This is a genomic window from Quadrisphaera sp. RL12-1S, from assembly GCF_014270065.1.
Classification (GTDB): domain Bacteria; phylum Actinomycetota; class Actinomycetes; order Actinomycetales; family Quadrisphaeraceae; genus Quadrisphaera.
On sequence record NZ_JACNME010000021.1, the window covers coordinates 14,544 to 36,647 of the forward strand.

General features: G+C 76.3%; 21 protein-coding genes. 7 read left to right on the forward strand and 14 right to left on the reverse strand.

Going from position 1 to position 22,104, the window contains the following annotated elements; translation table 11 throughout:
- Positions 1–11: 11 nt before the first annotated feature.
- The 4 genes from H7K62_RS21170 to H7K62_RS21185 form a co-directional block, all read right to left on the reverse strand.
- Complete coding sequence (locus H7K62_RS21170) at positions 12–1,541, reverse strand: dihydrolipoamide acetyltransferase family protein (protein WP_370591889.1); 1,530 nt, start codon at positions 1,539–1,541, stop codon at positions 12–14.
- 4 nt (positions 1,542–1,545) lie between these two features.
- Positions 1,546–2,664 (reverse strand): alpha-ketoacid dehydrogenase subunit beta, encoded by a 1,119-nt coding sequence (locus H7K62_RS21175; protein ID WP_186722500.1) that lies wholly within the window; start codon positions 2,662–2,664, stop codon positions 1,546–1,548.
- A complete protein-coding gene (locus tag H7K62_RS21180; protein WP_370591890.1) occupies positions 2,661–3,812 on the reverse strand; it encodes a thiamine pyrophosphate-dependent dehydrogenase E1 component subunit alpha in 1,152 nt (383 codons plus the stop codon). Before H7K62_RS21180 ends, H7K62_RS21175 begins: the two co-directional genes overlap by 4 nt.
- 93 nt (positions 3,813–3,905) lie before the next feature.
- Positions 3,906–5,027 (reverse strand): histidinol-phosphate transaminase, encoded by a 1,122-nt coding sequence (locus tag H7K62_RS21185; protein ID WP_186722502.1) that lies wholly within the window; start codon positions 5,025–5,027, stop codon positions 3,906–3,908.
- 94 nt (positions 5,028–5,121) lie between these two features.
- Between H7K62_RS21185 and H7K62_RS21190 the strand changes: the two genes are divergently transcribed.
- Positions 5,122–6,591, forward strand: a complete 1,470-nt coding sequence (locus H7K62_RS21190; RefSeq protein WP_186722504.1) for a sugar porter family MFS transporter — start codon at positions 5,122–5,124, stop codon at positions 6,589–6,591.
- Positions 6,592–6,621: 30 nt separating this feature from the next.
- Here the strand turns inward: H7K62_RS21190 and H7K62_RS21195 are convergent, their stop codons facing one another.
- Both H7K62_RS21195 and H7K62_RS21200 read right to left on the reverse strand, forming a co-directional pair.
- On the reverse strand, positions 6,622–8,205 hold the full coding sequence (locus H7K62_RS21195; protein WP_186722506.1) for a hypothetical protein: 1,584 nt from the start codon (positions 8,203–8,205) through the stop codon (positions 6,622–6,624).
- Complete coding sequence (locus H7K62_RS21200; RefSeq protein ID WP_186722508.1) at positions 8,202–8,558, reverse strand: hypothetical protein; 357 nt, start codon at positions 8,556–8,558, stop codon at positions 8,202–8,204. Before H7K62_RS21200 ends, H7K62_RS21195 begins: the two co-directional genes overlap by 4 nt.
- A 121-nt stretch (positions 8,559–8,679) precedes the next feature.
- Here H7K62_RS21200 and H7K62_RS21205 point away from each other — a divergent pair, with 121 nt between their 5' ends.
- From H7K62_RS21205 to purB, 4 genes are all read left to right on the forward strand, one after another.
- A complete protein-coding gene (locus tag H7K62_RS21205) occupies positions 8,680–9,330 on the forward strand; it encodes a glycosyltransferase (RefSeq protein WP_186722510.1) in 651 nt (216 codons plus the stop codon).
- 44 nt (positions 9,331–9,374) lie between these two features.
- The gene (locus H7K62_RS21210) at positions 9,375–9,974 is read left to right on the forward strand and encodes an MOSC domain-containing protein (protein ID WP_186722544.1); all 600 of its coding nucleotides are present in this window, start codon (positions 9,375–9,377) and stop codon (positions 9,972–9,974) included.
- Between the two features lie 97 nt (positions 9,975–10,071).
- A complete protein-coding gene (locus H7K62_RS21215; protein ID WP_186722512.1) occupies positions 10,072–11,016 on the forward strand; it encodes a M23 family metallopeptidase in 945 nt (314 codons plus the stop codon).
- A gap of 99 nt (positions 11,017–11,115) precedes the next feature.
- Positions 11,116–12,555: an adenylosuccinate lyase gene (purB, locus tag H7K62_RS21220; protein ID WP_186722513.1), complete on the forward strand. Its 1,440-nt coding sequence runs from the start codon at positions 11,116–11,118 to the stop codon at positions 12,553–12,555.
- 64 nt (positions 12,556–12,619) lie between these two features.
- On the opposite strand, the gene H7K62_RS21225 is transcribed toward purB, so the two are convergent.
- Positions 12,620–13,591 carry an aldo/keto reductase gene (locus tag H7K62_RS21225; RefSeq protein ID WP_186722515.1) on the reverse strand — a complete coding sequence of 324 codons (972 nt, stop codon included), beginning with the start codon at positions 13,589–13,591 and terminating at the stop codon, positions 12,620–12,622.
- 58 nt (positions 13,592–13,649) lie between these two features.
- On the reverse strand, positions 13,650–13,835 hold the full coding sequence (locus H7K62_RS23205; RefSeq protein WP_186722517.1) for a hypothetical protein: 186 nt from the start codon (positions 13,833–13,835) through the stop codon (positions 13,650–13,652).
- Positions 13,836–14,030: 195 nt separating this feature from the next.
- Here H7K62_RS23205 and H7K62_RS23210 point away from each other — a divergent pair, with 195 nt between their 5' ends.
- Entirely contained in the window at positions 14,031–14,816 is a 786-nt protein-coding gene (locus H7K62_RS23210; protein WP_255480958.1) for a CPBP family intramembrane glutamic endopeptidase, read from the forward strand.
- A gap of 53 nt (positions 14,817–14,869) precedes the next feature.
- Here H7K62_RS23210 and H7K62_RS21240 read toward each other — a convergent pair whose 3' ends face one another.
- The 4 genes from H7K62_RS21240 to H7K62_RS21255 are packed head-to-tail and all read right to left on the reverse strand — an operon-like array spanning position 14,870 to position 19,415.
- Positions 14,870–15,643 (reverse strand): HAD family hydrolase, encoded by a 774-nt coding sequence (locus tag H7K62_RS21240; protein ID WP_222438013.1) that lies wholly within the window; start codon positions 15,641–15,643, stop codon positions 14,870–14,872.
- A 60-nt stretch (positions 15,644–15,703) separates the two neighbouring features.
- Positions 15,704–17,458 (reverse strand): ABC transporter ATP-binding protein, encoded by a 1,755-nt coding sequence (locus tag H7K62_RS21245; RefSeq protein ID WP_186722519.1) that lies wholly within the window; start codon positions 17,456–17,458, stop codon positions 15,704–15,706.
- A complete protein-coding gene (locus H7K62_RS21715) occupies positions 17,455–18,126 on the reverse strand; it encodes a phosphatase PAP2 family protein (protein ID WP_222438014.1) in 672 nt (223 codons plus the stop codon). Before H7K62_RS21715 ends, H7K62_RS21245 begins: the two co-directional genes overlap by 4 nt.
- Complete coding sequence (locus tag H7K62_RS21255) at positions 18,123–19,415, reverse strand: lycopene cyclase family protein (RefSeq protein ID WP_222438015.1); 1,293 nt, start codon at positions 19,413–19,415, stop codon at positions 18,123–18,125. Before H7K62_RS21255 ends, H7K62_RS21715 begins: the two co-directional genes overlap by 4 nt.
- A gap of 85 nt (positions 19,416–19,500) precedes the next feature.
- On the opposite strand from H7K62_RS21255, the gene H7K62_RS21260 reads away from it, so the two are divergent.
- Positions 19,501–20,097 (forward strand): GNAT family N-acetyltransferase, encoded by a 597-nt coding sequence (locus tag H7K62_RS21260; RefSeq protein WP_186722532.1) that lies wholly within the window; start codon positions 19,501–19,503, stop codon positions 20,095–20,097.
- On the opposite strand, the gene H7K62_RS21265 is transcribed toward H7K62_RS21260, so the two are convergent.
- Together H7K62_RS21265 and H7K62_RS21270 are read right to left on the reverse strand one after the other, a co-directional pair.
- The gene (locus tag H7K62_RS21265; RefSeq protein WP_370591891.1) at positions 20,078–21,394 is read right to left on the reverse strand and encodes an MFS transporter; all 1,317 of its coding nucleotides are present in this window, start codon (positions 21,392–21,394) and stop codon (positions 20,078–20,080) included. The genes H7K62_RS21260 and H7K62_RS21265 overlap by 20 nt on opposite strands.
- A gap of 131 nt (positions 21,395–21,525) precedes the next feature.
- Complete coding sequence (locus tag H7K62_RS21270) at positions 21,526–21,828, reverse strand: DUF1540 domain-containing protein (RefSeq protein ID WP_186722534.1); 303 nt, start codon at positions 21,826–21,828, stop codon at positions 21,526–21,528.
- Positions 21,829–22,104 lie beyond the last annotated feature (276 nt).

The window sequence follows — 22,104 nt, forward strand, 5'->3', positions numbered from 1 at the left end:
GGCCCAGGGGGTCAGGCCCAGCGCAGGGCGGTGTCGGGGCGCTCGAGCACGCGGGCGACGTCGGCGAGGAACTTGGAGCCGAGGTCGCCGTCGACGAGGCGGTGGTCGAAGGAGACCGACAGCTCCACCACGTCGCGCGGCTTGACCTTGCCCTTGTGCACCCATGGCTTCTTGGCCACCTGGCCCACGCAGAGGATCGCGGCCTCGCCGGGGTTGAGGATCGGGGTGCCGGAGTCGACGCCGAAGACGCCGATGTTGGTGATGGACAGGGTGCTGCCCGACAGGTCCGCCGGCTGCGAGCGACCCGCGCGCGCCGTGGAGACCAGGTCGCCGAGGGCGTGGGCGAGCTGCACGAGGGACATCTCGTGAGCGTCCTTGATGCTCGGCACGAGCAGGCCGCGCGGTGAGGCCACGGCGATGCCGAGGTTCACGTAGTGCTTGATGACGATCTCCTGCGCGAGCTCGTCCCAGCTGGCGTTGATGCCGGGGTGACGAGCAGCCGCCAGGCACACCGCGCGGGCGACGAGCAGCAGCGGTGAGACGTGCACGTCGCGGAACTCGCGCTCGGCGCGGACCCGCTCGAGCATCTTCATGGAGCGGGTCACGTCCACCGTGACGAAAGCGGTGGCGTGCGGCGCGGTGAAGGCGCTGGCCACCATCTGGCGGGCCGTGGCGCGGCGCACGCCGCGGACGGGGATGCGGGTCTCGCGCTCGTCGGACCCGGCGCCGGCCGGGGCGGCCTCGGCGGGCAGCTGGACGACGTCGGCGGCCTGGCCGGCGGGGGGCTCGGGCAGCGCGCCGCGGGCGTCCACGAACGCGCGGACGTCGTCGCGGGTGACCACGCCGCCGTCGCCGGTGGCGACCACGCGGGCGAGGTCCACGCCGAGGTCGCGGGCCATGGCGCGCACGGGCGGGGAGGCGAGCGGGCGGTCGGTGCTGGCGCGCTGGCCGGGGGCGGCGGGCGCGACGGGCGCGACGGCGGCCGACGAGGGCGCCGCCTCGGCGCCGGGACGCTGGCTGCGCACGGTGCGGCGGCGGCGCGCGGGGTGGCCGTGGGTGGCGGGGCGCACGCCGTAGCCGACCAGCACCGCCTCGCGCTCGGTCTCGTGCTCGTGGTCGACGGCGGAGACGGGACCGCCCTGCAGACCGGAGCCTCCCTGGCCGGTGGGCGCGACGGGCGCGGGCCGGTGGGCGTGGTCACGGGGAGCGTCGTCACCGGGCCCGGCCGGGCCGGAGGTCTGCACGGCGATGAGGGGGGTGCCGACGTCCACGGTGGTGCCCTCGGGCACGAGCAGGCCGACCACGGTGCCGGAGAACGGCGAGGGCAGCTCGACGAGGGACTTGGCGGTCTCGACCTCCACCACCGTGTCGCCGTCGGCCACGACGTCGCCGACCGCGACCCGCCAGCTGACGACCTCGGCCTCGGTGAGGCCCTCGCCGACGTCGGGCAGGAGGAAGTGCTGGGTGGTCTGGGAGCTCGCGGTGGTGCTCGTCGGAGTGGTCACGGACGCCTCCTCGCGGGTGGTGGTCACGGTGGTCACGCGCTCAGGCCAGGACGCGGTCGACGGCGTCGAGCAGCCGCTCGGCGTCGGGGAGGTAGTGCTCCTCGATGCGCGCCGCCGGGTAGGGCACGGAGAAGCCGCCCACGCGGAGCACGGGCGCCTCGAGGGAGTGGAAGCAGCTCTCGGTGACCCGCGCGGCCACCTCCGCCCCCATGCCCAGGAACACGGGGGCCTCGTGGACGACGACGACGCGGCCGGTGCGCCGGGCGCTGGCCTCGACCACGCCGACGTCGAGCGGGGAGAGGCTGCGCAGGTCCACGACCTCCAGCTCCACGCCCTCCTCGGCGGCGGCCAGGGCGGCGTCGAGCGCCACCCGCACCGTCGGGCCGTACGCGACCACGGTGACGGCGCCGCCCTCGGACACGCGGGCGTCGCTGACGGGGCGGGCGACGCGGGCGGAGTGCAGCCCCGGGGCCGCAGCGAGGGCGGCGGCGGAGGTGTCGACGGCGCCCTTGTCCCAGTACCGGCGCTTGGGCTCCATGACGATGACCGGGTCGGGCTGGGTGAGCGACTGCCGCAGCATCCAGTAGGCGTCCTGCGGGGTGGCGGGAGAGATGACCCGCAGCCCCGCGGTGTGGGCGAAGTACGCCTCGGGCGACTCGCTGTGGTGCTCCACGGCGCCGATGCCGCCGCCGTAGGGGATCCGGACGACGACGGGCAGCTGACCGGCCCCCGCCAGGCGGGCGGGCATCTTGGCCAGCTGGGAGACGATCTGGCTGAACGCGGGGTAGACGAACCCGTCGAACTGGATCTCGCACACGGGCCGGTAGCCGCGCAGCGCGAGCCCGATGGCGGCGCCGAGGATGGTGGCCTCGGCGAGCGGGGTGTCCACCACGCGGTCCTCGCCGAAGGTGGCCTGCAGGCCGTCCGTGACGCGGAAGACGCCCCCGAGGCGGCCGATGTCCTCGCCCATCAGCAGGACCTTCTCGTCGGCGGCCATCGCGTCGTGCAGCGCGGCGGTGATGGCCTTGGCGAGGGTGAGGGTGGCGGTCCCGGACGCGCCCGACGCGCCCGACGCACCGGCTGGGGTGGCCGCGGCCCCGGTCGGCGACGCGGTCTGGTCCGGGGTCGGTGCGGTGGGACGGGTGGTGGTGGCGCTCATCGGGCCTCCTCCGGCTCGGTGGCCAGCCAGGTCTCCAGCCAGGCGCGCTCGGAGGCGACCAGCGGGTGCTCGGCGGCGTAGGCGTGGTCGAACATCGAGGTGGGCGCCGGGTCGGTCATCTCGCGGACCCCGCGGCGCACGCGGGCGCCGAGCTCGTCGGACTCCCCGCGGACGGCGTCGAAGAAGGCGTCGTCGGCGCCGTCGGTGGCGCGCAGGTGGGCCTCCACGCGGGCGAGGGGGTCCTTGGCGCGCCAGGAGTCCTCCTCCTCGCGGGTGCGGTAGCGCCCGGCGTCGTCGGACGTGGTGTGGGCGTTCATGCGGTAGGTGACGGCTTCGACGAGCACCGGGCCGGCACCGCTGCGGGCCCGGTCGCCGGCAGCGCGGACCACGGCCTCCACCGCGAGGACGTCGTTGCCGTCCACCTGCACCCCCGGCATCCCGAACCCGGTGGCGCGCTGGTGGAGCGGCGCGGCGCTCTGGCGTGCGGTCGGGGCGGAGATGGCCCAGCCGTTGTTCTGGCAGAAGAAGACCACCGGGGCGCTGAAGACGGCCGCCCAGCTGAGCGCCTCGTTGACCTCGCCCTGGGAGCTGGCGCCGTCCCCGAAGCAGGCCATCACCGCGGTGTCGCGGCCGCGGTCCCCGGTGCCGACGAGGCCGTCGCGCTGGACGCCCATGGCGTAGCCGGTGGCGTGCGGCAGCTGCGCGCCGATGACCAGCGTGTAGAGATGGAACGCGTGGTCGGACGGGTCCCACCCGCCGTGGCTGGAGCCGCGGTAGAGCTGCAGCACCTGCAGCGGGTCCACGCCGCGCACCCAGGCGAGGCCGTGCTCGCGGTAGGTGGGGAAGACGTGGTCCTGGCCGGCCAGGCCGTGGCCGGCGCCCACCTGGGCGGCCTCCTGCCCGGTGCAGCTGGCCCACAGCGCCAGCTCGCCCTGGCGCTGCAGGGCGGTCGCCTCGACGTCGAACCGGCGGACCAGCGCCATGTCGCGGTAGCGGGCGCGCAGCTGCTCGGCGCCCACGTCCGCGACCAGCGCGGCGTACTCCTCGACGTCGGGGTACTCGCGCTCGCCGGTGGGCCGGCTGCGGCGGACCCCGGTGGGGCTGAGCAGCTGGACCGGCGCCTGCGGCGCGGGGGCGACGAGGGGCACGAGACCTCCTGTGCTGGGATACCTACGGAACCGTACCTTACGGTTCCGTAGGTCTCAGCGGAAGCGGCGCGCGCGTCCCTCTCGACCAGCGCGTCAGCCCACGCGGTCGGGGCTCCAGCCCTGCAGGAAGGCGCCGCACACCTCGAGCAGCACGTCGTCAGCGGGCACGTCGCCGACCGTCGCCCTCACGCCGTCGCTGCCGTACCCGCGCACCGACAGCCCGGCCTGCGCGCAGGCGGCCACGAGGTCGGGCGTGGAGCTGCCCACCGGCAGGTAGACGAAGTTCGCCTCCGAGCGCGGCAGCCGCCACCCCTGGCGGGCGAGCTCCGCGGCCACCCGCTCCCGCTCGTCGACGATGGCGTCCACCCGCTCCAAGAGGGCGTCCGCCTGCTGCAGGGACGCGACGGCCGCCAGCTGGGCGATCCCGGAGACGCCGAACGGCACCGCGGTGCGCCGCAGCGCCTCGGCGACGGGCTCGTGCGCCACCGCGTAGCCCACGCGCAGGCCCGCCAGCCCGTAGGCCTTGGAGAACGTGCGCAGCACCATGGCGTTGGGGTGGGCGCGGTGCACCGCCAGCCCGTCCGCGGCGGTGGGGTCGCGCACGAACTCGAGGTAGGCCTCGTCCACCACCACGAGCACGTCGCGGGGGACGCGCGCCAAGAAGGCCTCCAGCTCCTGGGCGCCCACGACCGGTCCGGTGGGGTTGTTGGGGGTGCAGACCAGCACCAGGCGCGTGCGCTCGGTGATGGCGTCGGCCATGGCGTCCAGGTCGTGCCGGCCCGCGCCGTCCAGCGGCACCGGCACGGGACGGGCACCGGACAGCCCCACGACGATGGGGTAGGCCTCGAAGGAGCGCCAGGCGAAGACGACCTCGTCGCCGGGCTCGCAGACCGCCTGCACCACGGACCCGAGCACGCCCACGCTGCCGGTGCCCGGCACCACCCGCGCCGCGGGCACGTCGAGGTGCTCGGCGAGGGCGTGGACGAGGTCCGCCGACCCCATGTCGGGGTAGCGGTTCAGGTCCGCGGCGGCGCGCTGCACCACCTCCAGCACGGCGGGCAGCGGCGGGTACGGGTTCTCGTTCGAGGAGATCTTGTAGGAGGCACCACCGGGGCCCACCGGCGCGGGACGGCCCGGCAGGTAGCCGGGCAGGGCGCCCACCGCGGCGCGCAGGCGGGGGGAGGACGAGGACGGCGAGGACGACGGGGTGCTCACGGCCGCCACCGTAGGCCGACGGGCCCACCACCCGGGAGGACGAGCGCCACGCCCTCGGCGTGCGCCCGCCCCGGCTCAGGAGGAAGGTGCCCGCGTGAGCAGCACGACGCAGCGCAGCAGCGGGGCCTCCCCCGCGGGCGGGGAGAAGACCACCGGGAAGGTCATCGCCATCGCGGTGGTCGCCGCCGTCGGGGGCTTCCTGTTCGGCTTCGACTCCTCGGTGGTCAACGGCGCCGTCGACGCCCTCGCCGCCCAGTTCAGCATCGGGGCGCTGCTCAAGGGGTTCACCGTCTCGTGCGCCCTCCTGGGCGCCGCCGTCGGCGCCTGGTTCGCCGGTCCCCTCGCCGACAAGTTCGGCCGCACCCGCGTCATGGTCATCGCCGCCGTCATCTTCGCCGTGAGCGCCGTCGGCTCCGGCCTGGCCTTCGCCGTGTGGGACCTCATCCTGTGGCGGGCCGTCGGCGGCGTGGGCATCGGCGCCGCCTCGGTGATCGCCCCCGCCTACATCGCCGAGGTCTCCCCGGCCGCCATCCGCGGCCGCCTGGGGTCCCTGCAGCAGTTCGCCATCACCGTCGGCATCCTGTCCGCCCTGGTCTCCAACGCCCTGCTCGCCGGCGCCGCCGACGGAGCGTCCGAGGACTTCTGGCTCGGCCTGCCCGCCTGGCGCTGGATGTTCCTCGTGGGCGTCATCCCGGCCGTCGTGTGGGCGGGACTGGCGCTCGCGGTGCCGGAGTCCCCGAGGTTCCTCGTGGCCAAGGGGCGCCAGGAGGAGGCCGGGCGGGTGCTGGCCAGCATCCAGGGGCTCAAGGACCGCGGGCTGGTCAAGCGGCGCATCGCCGAGATCGCCAAGCACCTGGCCGCCGAGCGCGAGCCGTCGCTGCGCGACCTCAAGGGCCCCCGGCTGGGCCTCAAGCCCATCGTGTGGGTCGGCATCCTGCTGTCGGTCTTCCAGCAGGCGGTGGGCATCAACGTGATCTTCTACTACTCCACGTCGCTGTGGAGCTCGGTGGGCTTCGACGAGCAGCAGTCGGGCCTGTTCTCCGTGATCACCGCCATCACCAACGTGCTGGTCACGCTCATCGCCATCGCCCTGGTCGACAAGGTCGGCCGGCGTCCGATGCTCCTGGCCGGGTCGCTCGGCATGACGGTGTCCCTGGGGGCCATGGCGCTGGCGTTCACGCAGGGCACCGCGAACGGCCAGGACCTGACTCTGCCCGCCCCGTGGGGTCCGGTGGCGCTGGTGGCGGCCAACCTCTTCATCGTCTCGTTCGGCATCACCTGGGGTCCGGTCGTCTGGGTGCTGCTCGGCGAGATGTTCCCGGGCCGGATCCGCGCCGCGGCGCTGTCGGTGGCCGCGGCGGCCCAGTGGATCGCCAACTTCGTCATCAGCACCACCTTCCCGCCGCTGGCGGAGGTCGGTCTGCCGCTGGCCTACGGGCTGTACACGGTGCTGGCGCTGCTGTCGTTCTTCTTCGTCCTCAAGGCGGTCCCGGAGACCAAGGGACGCGAGCTGGAGGACATGGACGACCTGCGCGTCGAGCGCCGCGAGCGCGCCCGGGCCTGACCGGACGGTCTCCGCGGGCGGGGCGGCACCTCACAGGCCGACCCGGGCCGTGGCCACCTCGGTGACCTCCGTGTGGTCACCGCGCCGCGCGAAGAACTGCGCCAGGCCCTCACGAGCGGCCACGAGGTCCGGCCGGTGAGAGGCGTCCACGTCGTCACCGAGGTCCGCGTACCCCTCGATGCCGTGGGCGCCCAGCTGACCCGGTGTCGCGCCTTCGACGGTGACCCAGTTCGACTCCAGCGAGGTGTTGGGCGCCCCGTCCAGCTTGGGGACCAGGTCCTCCGAGTGCTCCACGGAGATGGTGCTCACGGTGGAGGGGATGTCGACGTGGCCGATGGGCGCCCCCGCGGTGATCAGTCCCTGCACGTCGAAGTGGGCTCGCACGGCCGGGTCGGCGGCCATCTGCGCCGCGGTGATGCCACCCAGGCTGTAGCCGCTCAGCAGGACGGGCTCGTCGGGCCGGACGCCGGCCTCCTCCATGGCTCGCAGCACCGCGTCGGTGTACGCGGATGGCTTCCCCGCCACGCCGCGCTGGATCGCATCCAGGTCAGCGGGGGTGGGTGAGTCCGTCATCCACTTCTCCGTGCCCGGCAGGTACACCACCGTCGAGCGGCTCCCGTCGGCGTGGCGGGTGCGCTCCACGCGGACGTGGAGGTCGGACCCGGGGGCCTTGCTGGTGTCTTCGACGCGGCGGAGCGCCTCGCCCACACCGGTGGGAGCTCCGGCGGCGGCCACGACCGGCGGGAGCGGGACCGGGGTCACCGTGCTCCGCGTGCTGGAACCGATGCCCTGGGACTCACCAGAGGCGACGGTGCGCGCCGCGAGGAGCGGGACCGCCGGTGACGCCAGGGCGGCGGAGCCGACCAGGGCCCCGGCGAGCATCCCGATGAGGGGCTCCTCACCCGGACCGACGAGCCGACCGATCGCCGTGAGGCCCTCCACCTGGCTCTCCTGCTGCACCGGGGGCTGCGCCGGCTCCAGCCCGCCCTGCAGGGAGCGCACGACGACACCGGGGGGCAGCGTCTGCGGAGGGGCGGTGGTGGCGGGAAGCAGGTCGGTGGAGAGAGGGCGTTCGTGCGGGAGAGGACCGCTCGGTGGCCCGAGGACGGCCCCCTGCCCCGCGAGCGACCTCGGAGGGCTCCCGCCGGTCCCGGGCGAGGGTGGCGAGACCTGCTCGTCCTCGCCAGGGCCGGCCTGCATCCACCTCGACAGGTTCCCGGTCAGGACGAGCCCTGTGAGGCCGAACGCAGGGCTGAGGCCCCCGGCCAGCGCTCCCAGCGCGGCCCACCGGTTCCGGTTGGCGTCGTTCGCGGTGCGGTAGCCGGTGGTGCAGGTGGCCACCACCAGCGAGAGCCCCAGCGTGGACTCCGCGACCCGTCGCAGTTCCGTGGCCGCCGCCAGCAGGTCTCCCTCGAGCGCCACCGATGCTCCGGGGTCCGCCAGCACGCCGTCGAGGCCCTGGAGGAGGCTCTTCCCCCAGTCCAGGTCGGCGCTGGCTCGCTGGAGGTCCGCCGCACTGGTCTGCAGACGGGTCACGGCGACGTCGAGGTCCTCGAGCAGGACTCCGTAGCCCCCGACGCCTCCCGACACCGCGAGGCTCGCGTCTGCGGTCACGGGAGCCACCCAGCAGCGCTGCGGGCGGCGTCACCGGCGGCGGCCCGGCGCCGGGCCGTCTCTGCGAGGTCGGTCAGCTGACCCGCGAGACGGTCCAGGCCCAGCGCTCGCACCTCCAGCAGGCCGTTGAACGCGGTCGCGGCAGCACCCTGCCAGTCCAGGACGAGCAGTCCCCGGTGCACGGCCGCCTGGGCCTCCACCGTCGAGGCGGCGGCGCGCAGCCGGGCCGCGAGCTGCGCGAGGTCCTCGCCGGCCGCTGCGAGGGCGCGCACGTCGTCGCCGAGTCCCCGGAGGTCGTCGCCGAGGTCGCGGTAGCCGCCGACGTACCCGGCGGTGGGGGAGATCTGGGGCACGCGGCGATGCTGCAGCGAGACCGCCCCGTGGTCGTGCGCCGCGGGCGCGGCCTGTGGACGACGCGCCCCCCGCCGGCACCTGTGGGCGGACGACGTGCTCAGCGACGTACCGTCGGGCCTCGTGGAGAGCGTTCACGACGCCGCGGCCGACCTCGAGCCGACCTTCGCCTGCTCCCCGCCGCCCGGCACCGCACGCGTCGACGCCGTGCTCGCCGCCGCTCGCGGGCGCGCGCCGGACTGGGTGCTGGCGCGGCTGCCCGACGGCTACCGCGGCGTGGTGGCCCCTCTGGACGCCCACGCGCCTGACGGTCTGGACGCCGCGTGGGCGGCGGGGCTCGCGCGCACCACCGCGCCCGTGGTGGCGCTGCTGGACGGGCGCAGCGGCGTGGACCCGCGCGAGCTGGAGCGGCTCGCCGAGCCCGTGGCCCGCGGCAGCGCCGACGTCGTCGTGGCCGTGCGCCGCGCCGGGTGGGACTCCGCCGCGCTGTGGCGCTGGCCCCTGCACCGCCGCCTCCTGGACGCCGCCACCGCTCGGCGGATGGACCGGCGCCTCGCGGAGCGGGTCACCCGGGCGGGGCGCCCCGGCCCGAGCGACGTGACCGGTCGGCCGCTGCGGCTGACCGACGCCGTCCCCGCGCTGGCCGGGCGCCGCCAGCTGCTCGCCGCCGTGGACGGCGCCGGCCCGGAGGCCCTGCTGGCGGCCGCGGCGGCCGGCGGCTGGCGGGTGGCCCAGGTGCCCGTGCGCTGCGGGCCTGGCCCGCTCCACCGGTGACCGCCTCGCAGCAGCCGCAGCAGCCGCAGCAGCCGCTCGACGTGCTGGGCACCCTCGTCCACCGCACCCCGGTGGAGGTGCTCCACCTGCTGGTCTCCCCCGTGCACCGGTACTTCGGCCGCCCCAAGGACGGGCCCCTCCCCTTCGACGGCTCGAGCAGCGGCCCCACCTCGGAGGACCGGGAGACCGCCGACGTGGTCGCCGGCCGCGGCATCGTCGGGGACCGGTTCTACGGCAAGGCGGCCCACATGGACGCGGCTGTGACCCTGCTGGCGGTCGAGGCGCTCGAGGCGGTGGCCGCCCAGCTGGGCGCCGCTCCCTTCGACCCGCTGCTCGCCCGGCGCAACGCGGTGCTGCGCGGCGCGGAGCTGGAGCCGCTGCGCGGCCGCACCTTCGCGCTGGACTGCGGTGACGGCCCCGTGCTCCTGGCCGGCCGCAGGCCCGCGGCGCCCTGCGCGTGGATGGACCGCCAGCTCGCGCCCGGTGCGCACGCCGCGCTGCGGGGCCGGGGAGGGCTGCGCTGCGAGCCGCTCAGCTCGGGCCGCCTGCGCCGCGGACCCGCGGTCCTGCTCTCCGACGTCGCGCTCGACCCGGCGCGCGCCGGGGACGCGGTGCTGCCGCGCGGAGGCCGGCGCCTCCCCTGACGCCCCACCGCACCCGCCCCCGCGGCCCGCGAGGTTCCCCGTGGACCCACCGGCGTGGCGCCGCGGATCCGGGTGCCCGCGTGCCTAGCGTGCTCGAGTGACCGCACTGCCGGACATCCCGCACCCCTCCCGCTCCCTCCTGGACGAGCTGGTGCTGCTGGAGGGCGGTACCGAGGCTCCCCCGTCACGGCGGACGGGGCCCGGCCTCGAGCTGGTCACGGCCCCGCCCGCGCGCACGCCGTTCGTGGTGCGCGCGTGCGCCCGCGCCCGCGGCACCGCCTCGCTGGTGGGCGCCGGGCTGGTGGCCTCCGGCGTGGCGCTGCACCTGCTGCCGCTGCCGTGGCCGCAGCTGGCCGGCCAGGCCGCGACGGTGGCCGGCCTCGCGGGCGTGCTCCTCGTGGCCGTGGCCGCACTGCTGTCGGTGCTCGCTCCCCGGGGCCGCTGGTCGTCGCTGCAGCTGGTGTCGGCGCCGCTGGCGGGCAACTGCGTGGAAGCCGACGACCTCTCCTCCACCGGCCCGGGCTCGTACGGCCGGGCGCACGCCGTGGGCCTGGTGCTCGACGTCGCCGTCCCCGACCCGGCCGCTGTGCCGGTGCCCGGCCGCCGCGCTGCCGCCGCCCGCCGCCTGGGCCTGCTGCCCGTGGGCGACGCCGCGACCTTCGGCGAGCCGGTGCTGTGCCCCGCCGACGCCACCGTGCTGCGCGTCGTGGAGGGCGCGCGCGACCACGCCTGCCGCCAGGGCCGCCTGGCCCGCGCCGCCGGCGGCCTGCTGGACGCCGCGCGCGAGCTGGTCGGGGCGCGCGCCGTGCTCGGCAACCACGTGGTGCTGGACTGCGGGGGCGGCCGGTACGCCGTCCTGCCGCACCTGCAGCGCCGCTCCGTGCGGGTCAGCCCCGGTGACCGCGTGCTGCCCGGCCAGGTGGTGGCGGCGGTCGGCTGCTCCGGCGCCGTCCCCGAGCCGCAGGCCCAGCTGCTCGTGGTGGACACCCCGCACCTGCGCATGGCCGCCGGCATCCCGGTCCGGGTGGCCCCGGTCGCCTGAGGACGACGACGAGGGCGGCCCCGCCCGTCCGGGCCCCGCACCACGACCCCCGCGCCACCTGGCGCGGGGGTCTTCTCGCGCCTGGGAGGATGAGGCTCCGTGAGCACTCCCACGCCTGCTGCTGCGCCGTCGTCGTCGTCCGCGCCGTCGTCCGCGCCCCTGGCGGACGCCGGCTACGCCCTCGGGGCCCTCGACGGCCGCTACCGCGCCACCGTCTCCCCGCTCGTGGAGCACCTGTCCGAGGCCGCCCTCAACCGCGAGCGGCTGCGGGTGGAGGTCGAGTGGCTGGTGCACCTGACCGCCACGGGCGCGGTGCCGGGAGCGCGGCGCCTCACCGAGGACGAGGTCGCCTCCGTGCGCGGCCTGGTCGACGGGTTCGGCGCTGGCGTCGTGGAGGAGATGGCGGCCATCGAGCGGGAGACGGTGCACGACGTCAAGGCCGTGGAGGTGTGGCTGCGCCGCCAGCTGGCCGGCGGGTCGGCAGCCGACCTCGTCGAGCTGGTGCACTTCTGCCTGACCAGCGAGGACGTCAACAACCTCTCCTACGCGCTCATGGTCCGCGGCGCCGTGCAGCAGGTGTGGCTGCCGGCCGCGCGGTCCCTGCACGCGCAGCTGGTGCAGATGGCCCACGACTCCGCTGGCGCCGCCGCGCTGGCCCGCACGCACGGCCAGCCCGCCACCCCCACCACGCTGGGCAAGGAGCTGGCGGTGACCGCCGCCCGCTTGGACCGCCAGCTGCGCCGGGTGGAGCGCGCCGACTTCCTCGGCAAGCTCAACGGCGCCACCGGCACCTACGCGGCGCACGTCGTCGCCGTGCCCACCACGGACTGGCAGGAGGTCTCCCGCACGTTCGTAGAGGGCCTGGGTCTGCAGTGGAACCCACTGACCACCCAGATCGAGAGCCACGACTGGCAGGCGGAGCTCTACAGCGACGTCGCGCGGTTCAACCGGGTCCTGCACGACCTGTGCACCGACGTGTGGAGCTACATCTCGCTGGGCTACTTCGCGCAGGTGCGCGGCCAGGGCACGGTCGGCTCCAGCACCATGCCGCACAAGGTCAACCCGATCCGCTTCGAGAACGCCGAGGCGAACCTCGAGGTCTCCAGCGCCCTGCTCGACGTGCTCGCCTCCACGCTGGTGACCTCGCGGCTGCAGCGCGACCTCACCGACTCCTCCATGCAGCGCAACATCGGCACCGCGTTCGGGCACTCCCTGCTGGCGGTGGACAACGTGCGCAAGGGCCTGGCCGGCCTCGACGTCGACCCGGCGGCCCTCGCGCGGGACCTCGACGCCAACTGGGAGGTGCTCGGCGAGGCGGTCCAGTCCGTCATGCGCGCGGCGTCGGTGGCGGGCGTGCCCGGCATGGACGACCCGTACTCCCGCCTCAAGGAGCTGACCCGCGGTCGACGCGTTGACGCCGAGGGCATGCGCGCCTTCGTCTCCGGCCTGGGCCTGCCGGACGACGCCCGCGACCGCCTGCTGGCGCTCACCCCGGGCACCTACACCGGCATCGCCGAGCAGCTCGCGCGCACCGTCTGAGACCTCGACCGCCGCGGCAGGACGGCCCCGGACCCGAGCGGGTCCGGGGCCGTCGCCGCCGCGGTCAGAGGCCGGCGGTGGTGATGCTCTCCCGCTCGTCGGCGGACAGCTCCACCGCGGTGACCGCCAGCAGAGCGGGCAGCTGCTGCGGCGTGCGCGCCGAGGCGATGGGCACCGCGCCCTGGGCGCGCAGCCACGCCAGCGCCACCGTGCTCAGCTCCGCTCCGCGGGCCTGCGCCACAGCGCGGACGGCGTCCAGCACGGCCCAGCTGCGCTCGTCGCTGTAGCGCTTCCCCACGCCGTCGGCGCGCACCGACTCCGGCACCTCCCCGCCGCGGGAGTACTTGCCGGTGAGGAAGCCGGAGGCCAGCGCGCCGTAGGGCATGGCGAGCAGGCCGTGGCGGCGGCAGGCGTCCACCACCGACGGGTCGGTGCGGGTCACGGCGCTGCCGGCGTTCTGCACCGCGACCGGGCCGGGCAGTCCGGCCTCCTGGGCGGCGGCCACGGCGCCGTCGATGCGCTCGGCGCTCCAGTTGCTCACCGCCCACGCGCGGGCCCGGCCGCTGGTCACCGTGGCGGCGAAGGCCCTCACGACCTCCTCGACCGGGCGGTGCTCCTGGTCGCGGTGGGCGTAGTACAGCGCCACGGAGTCCTGGCCGAGACGTCCCAGCGAGGCGTCCAGGGCGGCGTCGACGGCGGACGGCGAGAGCTCGGCGCCCTCGGCGGCCCCGGTCTTGGTGGCCACGTGCACGGCCCCGCCCCCGGGGTGGCGGTCCGCGAGCCACCGGCCGATCACGGTCTCGCTCTCGCCCCCGTGGTGGCCGGGGACCCACGCGGAGTAGACGTCGGCGGTGTCGACGAGGTTGCCGCCCGCCTCGGCGTAGGCGTCGAGGACGGCGCGGGAGGCCTCCTCGTCGGCGCTCCAGCCGAAGACGTTGCCGCCGAGGCAGAGGGGGTGCAGGTCGATGCCGGTGTCACCGAGGGGCACCGCACCGGTGCCGCTGGCCGTGGTGCTCGTGCTGGGGAGGCTGGTCATGTCTCCGCCCTACCCCGCGGGCCCCGTCCGGACACCTGGGCCGGACCGGGTCGACCGCTCAGCGGCGGGGACGCTCCTGGCCGGGGGGCACCGCCTGGTCCCACCCCTTGAGGACGGGCTCGCGCAGGTGCTCGCGGGGACCCTCGCGGCGCTCCTTGGACGCGGACCGGGCGACCAGCGCGACGAAGAGCGCGATGGCCACGATCGTTCCCCACAGGACGAAGCCCACGATGCCGGTGCTCACCCCACCACGGTAAGACCGCCAGATGGGTGCCGCAGACCACCGAGCGCTGGGGTCCCCCACCGGGGTTCCCAGCGGGCTCCCAGCGCACGCACGGACACTGGGCCCGTGACGCAGGTGGAGCGCTCCGAGGCCGCCGGGCCCGTCGAGGAGGCCGCCGAGCAGCAGCTCGACCGGGGGCGGGTCCTCGGGGAGGTCCTGCTCGTGGCCGCGCTGTCGCTGGGCCGCTCCGGCGTGTACGCCGTCGTCCAGCTCATCGCCCTGGCGACGGCTGCCGGCGGGGTCGCCGCCGGCACAGCCACCCTCAACCCCTCGCGCAGCCCGCGCCCCTACCTCGACCTCACCTACCAGCTGCTCGGCATCGGGTTCGCCCTGGTGCCGGTCCTGCTGTGCCTGTTCCTGCTCGCCGGCGGCACGTCGGGTCGCGGGCGGCTGCTCCCGGCGGTGGGCCGGGTCTGCCACCGGACCGGCTTCGACCTGCGCCGCCCCGGCCGAGACCTGCTGCACGGGGTCGGGCTGGCCGCCGCCATCGGGATCCCCGGGCTCGGCCTGTACTTCCTGGGGCGCGCCGTCGGGATCACCGCGCAGGTGCAGGCCTCGGCGCTGGGCGGTGACTGGTGGACGGTCCCGGTGCTCGTCCTCTCCGCGGCGCAGAACGCCGTGCTCGAGGAGGTGGTGGTGGTCGCCTACCTCCTCGACCGGCTGCCCCGTCTCGGGCTGCGCCGCCCGGCGTGGCTCGGCCGCCTGTCTCCGCAGGCCTGGACGGTGGCGTGGGTCGTGGCGGCCAGCGCGCTGCTGCGCGGCAGCTACCACCTCTACCAGGGGTACGGCCCCGGCTTCGGCAACGTGGTGATGGGCGTGGTCTTCGCCCTCGTCTACTGGCGCACGCGCCGCGTCATGCCGCTGGTGGTCGCCCACACGCTGCTCGACGTCGTCGCGTTCGTCGGGTACCAGTACCTCGCGGGACCGCTCGGGCTGACCTGACCGGGCGGCCTCCGGCACCCGGTCCGCGGCAGCCGGCGGGTCGGCCCGGCAGGTCAGCCCAGCAGGTCGGCGAGCGCGTCCAGGCCCGGTACCACCAGGTCCGGCTCCGCCATGACCTGCGGGTAGGGCGTCCCGCCCGACCTGTCGACCCACGCCGTCGACAGGCCGGCGCGCGCCGCGCCGTCGACGTCCCACGGGTGCACGGCCACGAGGAGGGCCTCGGCCGGGGAGGCACCGACCTGGTCCAGGGCCCAGGCGTACGTGCTCGCGGACGGCTTCCAGAGGCCACCCGGAGCGTCGGCCACCGACAGCGCCCCCTCCACGAGGTCCCCGGCGCCGCCCGAGCGCAGCAGCCGGTCGGTGGTGCCGCCGGCGCCCTGGCTCAGGGGCACCAGCCTCAGCCCGCGCTGCCGCAGCGCCGCCAGCCCGGGGACGACGTCGGGGTGCAGCGGCAGCGACCCGACCGCGTCGACCACGGCCACCGCGCCGGCCTCGACGTGGTCGGCGGCCACGCCGGCGCCCGCGAGAGCCGTGCGCGCCCCGGCCAGGGCGACGTCGGCGAAGCGGGCCGGGGCGCCGTGCAGGGTCAGCGCGAGCCCGTCGCGGAGCACCCCGGCGAACCAGGCCGCCGCGATGTGGCCGGGCGCTCCGGCGTCCTGGAAGGCCGCCGCCAGGGCGGAGGTGTCGCTGAGGGTCTCGTTGACGTCGAGCAGCACCACCCGCAGGGGCGGCTGCCCGGCGCCGGCGTCGAGGGGGTCGGCGGGGCCGTGCTCCACGTCGCCGGGAGAGGGCTGGGCGAAGCGGTCGTCGGCGGGGAGCGTGCTCACCTCACGAGCCTGCACGCCGGACGCCGTGACCGCCCCCGGGGACCGGCGGGGCGGACGGCCTCAGTCGGCCACGAGCAGCTGCGTCGCGGCGAGCTCGCGGTACAGGGGTGTGCTGACCAGGAGGTCCGCGTGGCGGCCGACCCCCACCACGCGTCCGGAGTCGAGGACGACGATCTGGTCGGCGTCGACCACCGTCGAGAGGCGGTGCGCCACCACCACGAGCGCCGTCGAGCGGCGCTGCACCGCGTCGAGGGCTCGCGCGAGCGCCGCCTCGTTGCGGGCGTCGAGGCTCGCGGTGGGCTCGTCGAGCAGCAGCAGCTCGGGACGGGCCAGCAGGGACCGGCAGATGGCCAGGCGCTGGCGCTCGCCCCCGGACAGCAGCACGCCGCCCTCCCCGACCGGCGCGTCCAGGCCCAGCGAGGAGCGCAGCGCGAGCTCTGACAGCCCCACGGCCGCGAGCACGTCGGCGACGTCGTCGTCCGTGGCGCGCGGGGCCGCCAGCAGGAGGTTCTCGCGCAGCGTGCCGGCGAGCACGGGCGCCTCCTGCTCGACGTACCCGAGGCGGGCGCGCAGCGCCGCCCGCGGCAGGTCGCGCAGGTCGGTGCCGTCCAGGCGGATGCCGCCCTCGACGGGGTCGCCGAACCGCTCCAGGAGGCCGAGCAGGGTCGACTTGCCGGCCCCCGAGGGCCCGACGAGCGCGGTCCGGGTGCCCCGTTCCACGCGGAACGAGACGCCCTCCAGCACGCGCCGGTCGCTGCCGGGGTGGGCGAAGGCGACGTCGTCCAGCTCGAGCAGGGGCGCGGGGACGCGCTGGGGCGCGGGGGCGGGCCGGGGCCCCGGGTCCTCCTCGTCAAGGGCCAGGACCTCCTCGACGCGGGAGAGCGCGCCCAGGCCGAGCTGCAGCTGGGAGTAGGCCCCCAGGAGCTGGCCCAGCGGCACCACCAGCAGGAACAGGTAGAGGACGAAGGCCACCAGGTCCGCCACGGACAGCGCGCCGCTGGCGACGCGGTACCCGCCGACGCCGAGCACGGCCACGAAGGCCCCCTGGACCGCGACACCCACGAGCGGGGAGATCGCGGCCTGCACGCGGGCCGCGCGCACGCCCGCGTCGTAGGCCTGCTCCGCTGCCCTGCCGACCACCTCGACCTCGCGGTCGGTGGCCCCGGAGGCCCGCAGGGTGCGCACCGCGCCGAGGGCCCGCTCCACGGCGGCCGTCATCGCCCCCACCCGCTCCTGGGAGGCGCGCGCCAGCTCCCGCAGACGACGGCCGACGGCGACGCCCGCCACCGCGCCCACGGCCACCGCGACCAGCGTCACGGCGAGCAGCACCGGGTCGACCAGCGCCATGGCCACCACCGCGCCCGCCGCCAGCAGCGCCGAGGACGCCACCTCCACCAGGCCGGAGGTGACGACGGCGCGCAGCAGCGTGGTGTCGGAGCCCACGCGGGAGATGAGGTCACCGGTGCGGCGCCCGGCCAGCTCCGCCACGGGCAGGCGCAGCAGGCGACCGACCAGGCGGCGACGGGTGGCGAGGACCACGCCCTCGGCGGTGCGCTGCAGCAGGTACTGCTGGACGGCCCCGACCAGCGAGCCCGCCACCAGCACCACGACGACGGCGACGACGGCCGCTCCCGTGGGGGCGCCCACCTGGACGGCGTCGATGACGCGGCGGACCAGGAGCGGCTGGGCCAGCCCGGTGGCAGCGGTGACGAGGGACAGGCCCGCTGCGGCGGCCAGGGCGCCCCGGTGCTCGCGCAGGTGCGGCAGGAGCGCCCGCAGACCCGGGGTGGGCCCCGCGGCCCTGCTGCTGGTCATGGCGCTGTGCCGGCGGCGGCGCGTGGTGCTGGTGGTGGTGGTGGTGGACGGTCCCAGGGGCGCACCAGCGCGGCGACCACCAGCCCCAGGGCGGCACCGGTGCACCAGCCCGCCAGCACGTCGGTGAGCCAGTGGGCCCCGAGGTAGACCCGGGAGAGCCCCACCACCAGCGAGTACGCCGCCGAGGCCGCCACCGCCAGCACCCGAGCGACCGCACTGCGCAGCGCGGCCACGGCGAGCACGGCCAGGCCGGTGGCCAGCGCCGCGGAGGCCGTCGCGTGGCCGCTGGGGAACGACGGGTCCAGCGGGTGGTCAAGTGCCTCGGCGGCGGGCGGGCGGGGTCTGTCGACGAGGCGCTTGGTGCTGGCGCTGACCGCCGGGGCGACGGCCACCACGAGCGCCGCGCAGGCGACCGGCCGCCACGACCTCCAGCGCAGCGCCAGGGGCACGGACACCGCCGCCGCCAGCACGGTCCGGTAGGCCGTGGTGCCGAGGTCGGAGAGCAGCCGCACCGCCGGCGTGAGCTGCGGGGAGCGCAGCCGCTCGGCCAGCGCCTTCGCCGGCTCGTCGAGGCGGCTGATGGCGCCGTGAGCCAGCACGTCGGTCCCCAGCGCCACGGCCAGCGCCGCGAGCACGGCGGCCCCCAGGAGGAGGTGGCGCGTCCTCACCGCGGGCCCCGCGGGCCCCGCGGACCCCGCAGGCGGCGGGCGGCGTCGAGCGCGGCCGCCCGGAGCATCGGCGCGCGGGGCGAGGTCGCCATGAGGGCCAGCTCCTCCGCCGGGGAGGTGAGCCCGTCCAGGAAGCGCAGCACCCGCTGCGGGGGGTTGCGGGCGAAGAGCCGCACGAAGAAGTCCGGCCCGTCGAGCCCCCCGTGCCGCGGCCCGTCGAGGAGGGCCCGCAGCACGAGCGCGTCCATCCAGGCGTGGCGGCGGGGGTACGGGCGCGGGACCTCGAGGCGGTCGCCGGGGACGCCGGCGGCCAGCTGCCCGGCCAGGGCCCGCGCGGCGCGCTGCATCGCGGTGAACGCGTAGCCGGTGGACGGGCGCACCGCGCCGCCGGCCGTCCCGAGCCTCACCACGCGGCTGCGGCGCAGGCCCGGCGGAGCGGGCGGGCGCTGCGGGAAGAGCGCGTCGGTCATGGGGATCGCCCCGGTCTCGACGTGCTCGACCAGCAGCTCGCGGGTCGTCGTCGTCCCCATCGCCCGTGGGAGGTAGGCGGCCAGGGCCGCCGCCTGCTCGGCGCCGTCCAGCGGTTCGGGCACGAAGGCCGTGTGCTCCACCAGGGCCGTGGCGGCGTCGCTGGGCAGGCAGTAGCCGAACGCGAGGCCGACCTCCGGCTGCGGCACGGAGAAGTCCATGAGCACGGCCCGGTCGGGGTCCACCGACCCGTCACGACCGCGCACCCGCTGGCCCAGGAAGTGCTGGACGAGGGTCGAGGCGCCGGGCCGGGCCGGTGGCGCGGGGCGCGAGTCCAGCACCGCGCGCGCGGGCAGCTCACCACCCGGCAGGACCACGCGGGTGCCGGTGGCGTCCTCCCGGACGGCCAGCGCCGTCTGCGGGAGGTGCTCCAGCTGCAGCGCACCGCGGTCGCCGGCACGGGCGACGAGCCCGGCCACGTGGTCGTAGTAGTCCTCCCCGCGCACCATGGCGTAGCGCAGCGGGGCGAGGTCGAGGCGCGCTGCGGCGCCGTCGGGCGCCACCACCTCCACGCGCGGCCACCAGCGGTGCACGGCGGGCTCCAGCTCCGCCTCGGCCCGGCTGCCGCGCAGCAGCCACGAGCACCACGTGCGGTCCGCCGGCCGCTCGGCGAGCCGGTCGACGGGGTCGACGACGACGACGCGCAGCGGCCGCCGCTGCGGCTGTCGCAGCAGGTGGAGCGCCAGGTGGTGCAGCACGGCCGTCCCGGCGCCGCCCCCGCCGAGCAGGACGGCGTCGGCGACGGCGGGGGTGGGCTGCACCCCCGCATGGTGACCCACGTCCGGACCGGCAACGCGTGGATCTTCCGCGGCTGTCGCTCTCGGCGGTGGGCGCTACGGTGTCGGCGTGACCCACCTGGTGACCACCGAGCGTCTCGTCGTGCGCGACTGGGAGCTCTCTGACGCCGCCGCCGCCCTCACCGTCTTCGGGGACGAGAGGGTGTCCCGCTGGCTCGCGCCCGCGGCCGACGCGGTTCCGGACGAGCAGGCCATGGCCGCCCGCCTGGAGCAGTGGCGCGCCGAGCAGGTGCGCGAGGGGGACGACGTCGAGCAGTTCGTCGGCCGGTGGGCCCTGGCCCGCTCCGAGGACGGCGTGGTGGTCGGCGCGCTGGTGCTGCGCACGATGCCGCCGCACGGGGAGGACCTGGAGATCGCCTGGCAGCTGGCGCCCGAGCACTGGGGCCACAGCTACGCCAGCGAGGGCGCGCGGGCCCTGGCGGCCTGGGCCTTCCGGCAGGGCGCCTCCGAGGTGTTCGCCGTCATCAGGCCCGGCAACGAGCGCGGCGAGTGGATCGCGCGGCGCCTGGGCATGGAGTGGGTCGGCGAGACCGACAAGTACTACGACCTCCACCTGCGCGTGTACCGGCTGCGACCCTCCGACATCGCCCCGCCGGACCCGGTCACCACCGGCTCGCTGCCGGTCATCACCCCTCGCCCCGCCTGACGCCCGCGCCGGCGCGGTCCTTCTTCGGGAAGCGCTGCGCCAGCGCCACGCGGATCGGGGGCACCACCACCCCCTCGGACGCCAGCTGCGCCCGCACCTTGCGGCGCGTCACGAGGACGCCGACGAGGCCCACGGCCCACACGGCGTACTGCACGCTGAAGGCGGCCCGGAAGTCGCCGAGGGAGTAGTCGCCGCCGGTGACGTCGAGCACCACCCCGACGGCCAGGACGGTGAGCAGGCTCGCCACGAAGCCGCCCACGTTGACGATGCCCGTGGCGGTGCCCTGGCGGTCCGCGGGGTTGAAGGTGCGGGCGTAGTCGAACCCCACCATCGAGCCCGGTCCACCGCTGGCCAGCGCCAGCACGAGCAGGGCCAGCAGCCACAGCGGCGCGGGGCCGGGCCAGGCGATCACCGTCGTCCAGGCGGCCGCGTTGGCGGCCACGATGGTCAGCACCAGCCAGGAGCGGCGCAGCGGGTGGCGGGACACCAGGACGCCCAGGAGCGGCCCGGCCACCAGCCCCGCGACCACGTAGGAGGTGAACAGCGCGCTGACCGCGGCCTGCGGGACGCCTTCGCCGCGCTCGAGGAACGGGAAGCCCCACATGAGGGCGAACACCGTCCCGGGGAACTGCGTGGCGAAGTGGCTCCACAGGCCCAGGCGGGTGCCGGGGTGGCGCCAGGCGCGCACCAGGTCCCGACCGGCCTTGGACCAGCTCAGCGGCGGCCCCGAGCGGCTGCGCACGCCCGGGGCGTCGCGCACCACGAGGGCCACGAGGACGACGGCGAGCACTCCGAGGGCCGCCGCTGACGCGAACGCCGGCGTCCACCCCGGCCCGGAGAGGACCGCGACGAGCGGGACGGCGGAGAGCACCTGCCCCAGCTGGCCGAGAAGGCCCGTGAGCTGGGTGATGACGGGGGCCTGGCGGGCGGGGAACCAGGCGCCCACCAGTCGCAGCACGCTGATGAAGGTGAGGGCGTCACCGGCGCCGACGAGCACGCGGCCGAGCACCGCCAGCGGCAGCACCTCGCCCACGGCGAGCACCAGCTGGCCGGCCGCCATGAGCAGGCCGCCGACCACCACGAGCCGGCGCGTGCCGAACCTGTCCAGGAGCACTCCCGCGGGCACCTGGAGGAGGGCGTAGACGAGCAGCTGGAGCACGGTGAAGGCGGAGACGGCGGCTGCTGTGGTGCCGAACCTGTCGACCGCGTCGAGCCCCGCGACCCCGAACGAGGTCCTCTGCAGGACCGCCACCACGTACGCCGCGACGCCGACGCCCCAGACCACCCACGCGCGCACCCGACCAGTCTCCCGGGTGCTGGTGCCACGGACGCGCACCCCCCGTGGACGACGACCGCCGGCCGTCGCCCACGGGCGACGACCGGCGGTCCGGGTGGTGCTGGTGCGCCCGGGTGCCGGGCGCGGGCGGCTCAGGAGGCCTGGAAGGTGAGGCACGCCGCGGTGTCGGCACCGCTCGCGCCGGCGCCCACGCGGATGGAGCTGGCGGTGCACTCGAGGTCGGCGTTGAACGCGCAGTTGCTGCGCGAGCAGGCGCCCACCTGGGCCACGACCTTGTCCAGGCCGCCCTTGCGGCTGAGCGGGATGAAGGTCCCGCAGTCCGCAGACCCGTCGGCAGAGCCGACGGTGATCGCGAAGGCGTGGCAGCCGTCGTGGTTGTACGAGCAACCGGCGACGGTGCACTCGGTGACGGCGGGCATCTCGAGCGTGGCCACGGTGACCTCCAGGGAGTCAGGACGGTGAATTCCTGTCCATGACCATATCGGCTCCGACCCGGAATCTCTAATGCAACACCCCAGGTCAGCGGCCGTTCGTGATAGATCAGGCCCCTCTTTCGATATTCGGTGAGGCTGCCCTCACCGAATATCGAAAGGACGGCTCAGCGATATGAGGTGAGGCTGCCCTGGCCGCCGCGGCGGCCGCCCTGGCCGCCCTGGCGGCCGCGGCCCGAGCCCCCACCGCTGGCGGCCGCGCCGGCGGTGGGGGCTCGG

Bases quoted from the DNA above. Each gene is read 5' to 3' on its own strand.
- H7K62_RS21175 (WP_186722500.1), bottom strand. From the start codon at position 2,664: ATGAGCGCCACCACCACCCGTCCCACCGCACCGACCCCGGACCAGACC.
- H7K62_RS21225 (WP_186722515.1), bottom strand. From the start codon at position 13,591: ATGACCAGCCTCCCCAGCACGAGCACCACGGCCAGCGGCACCGGTGCG.
- H7K62_RS21245 (WP_186722519.1), bottom strand. From the start codon at position 17,458: ATGACCAGCAGCAGGGCCGCGGGGCCCACCCCGGGTCTGCGGGCGCTC.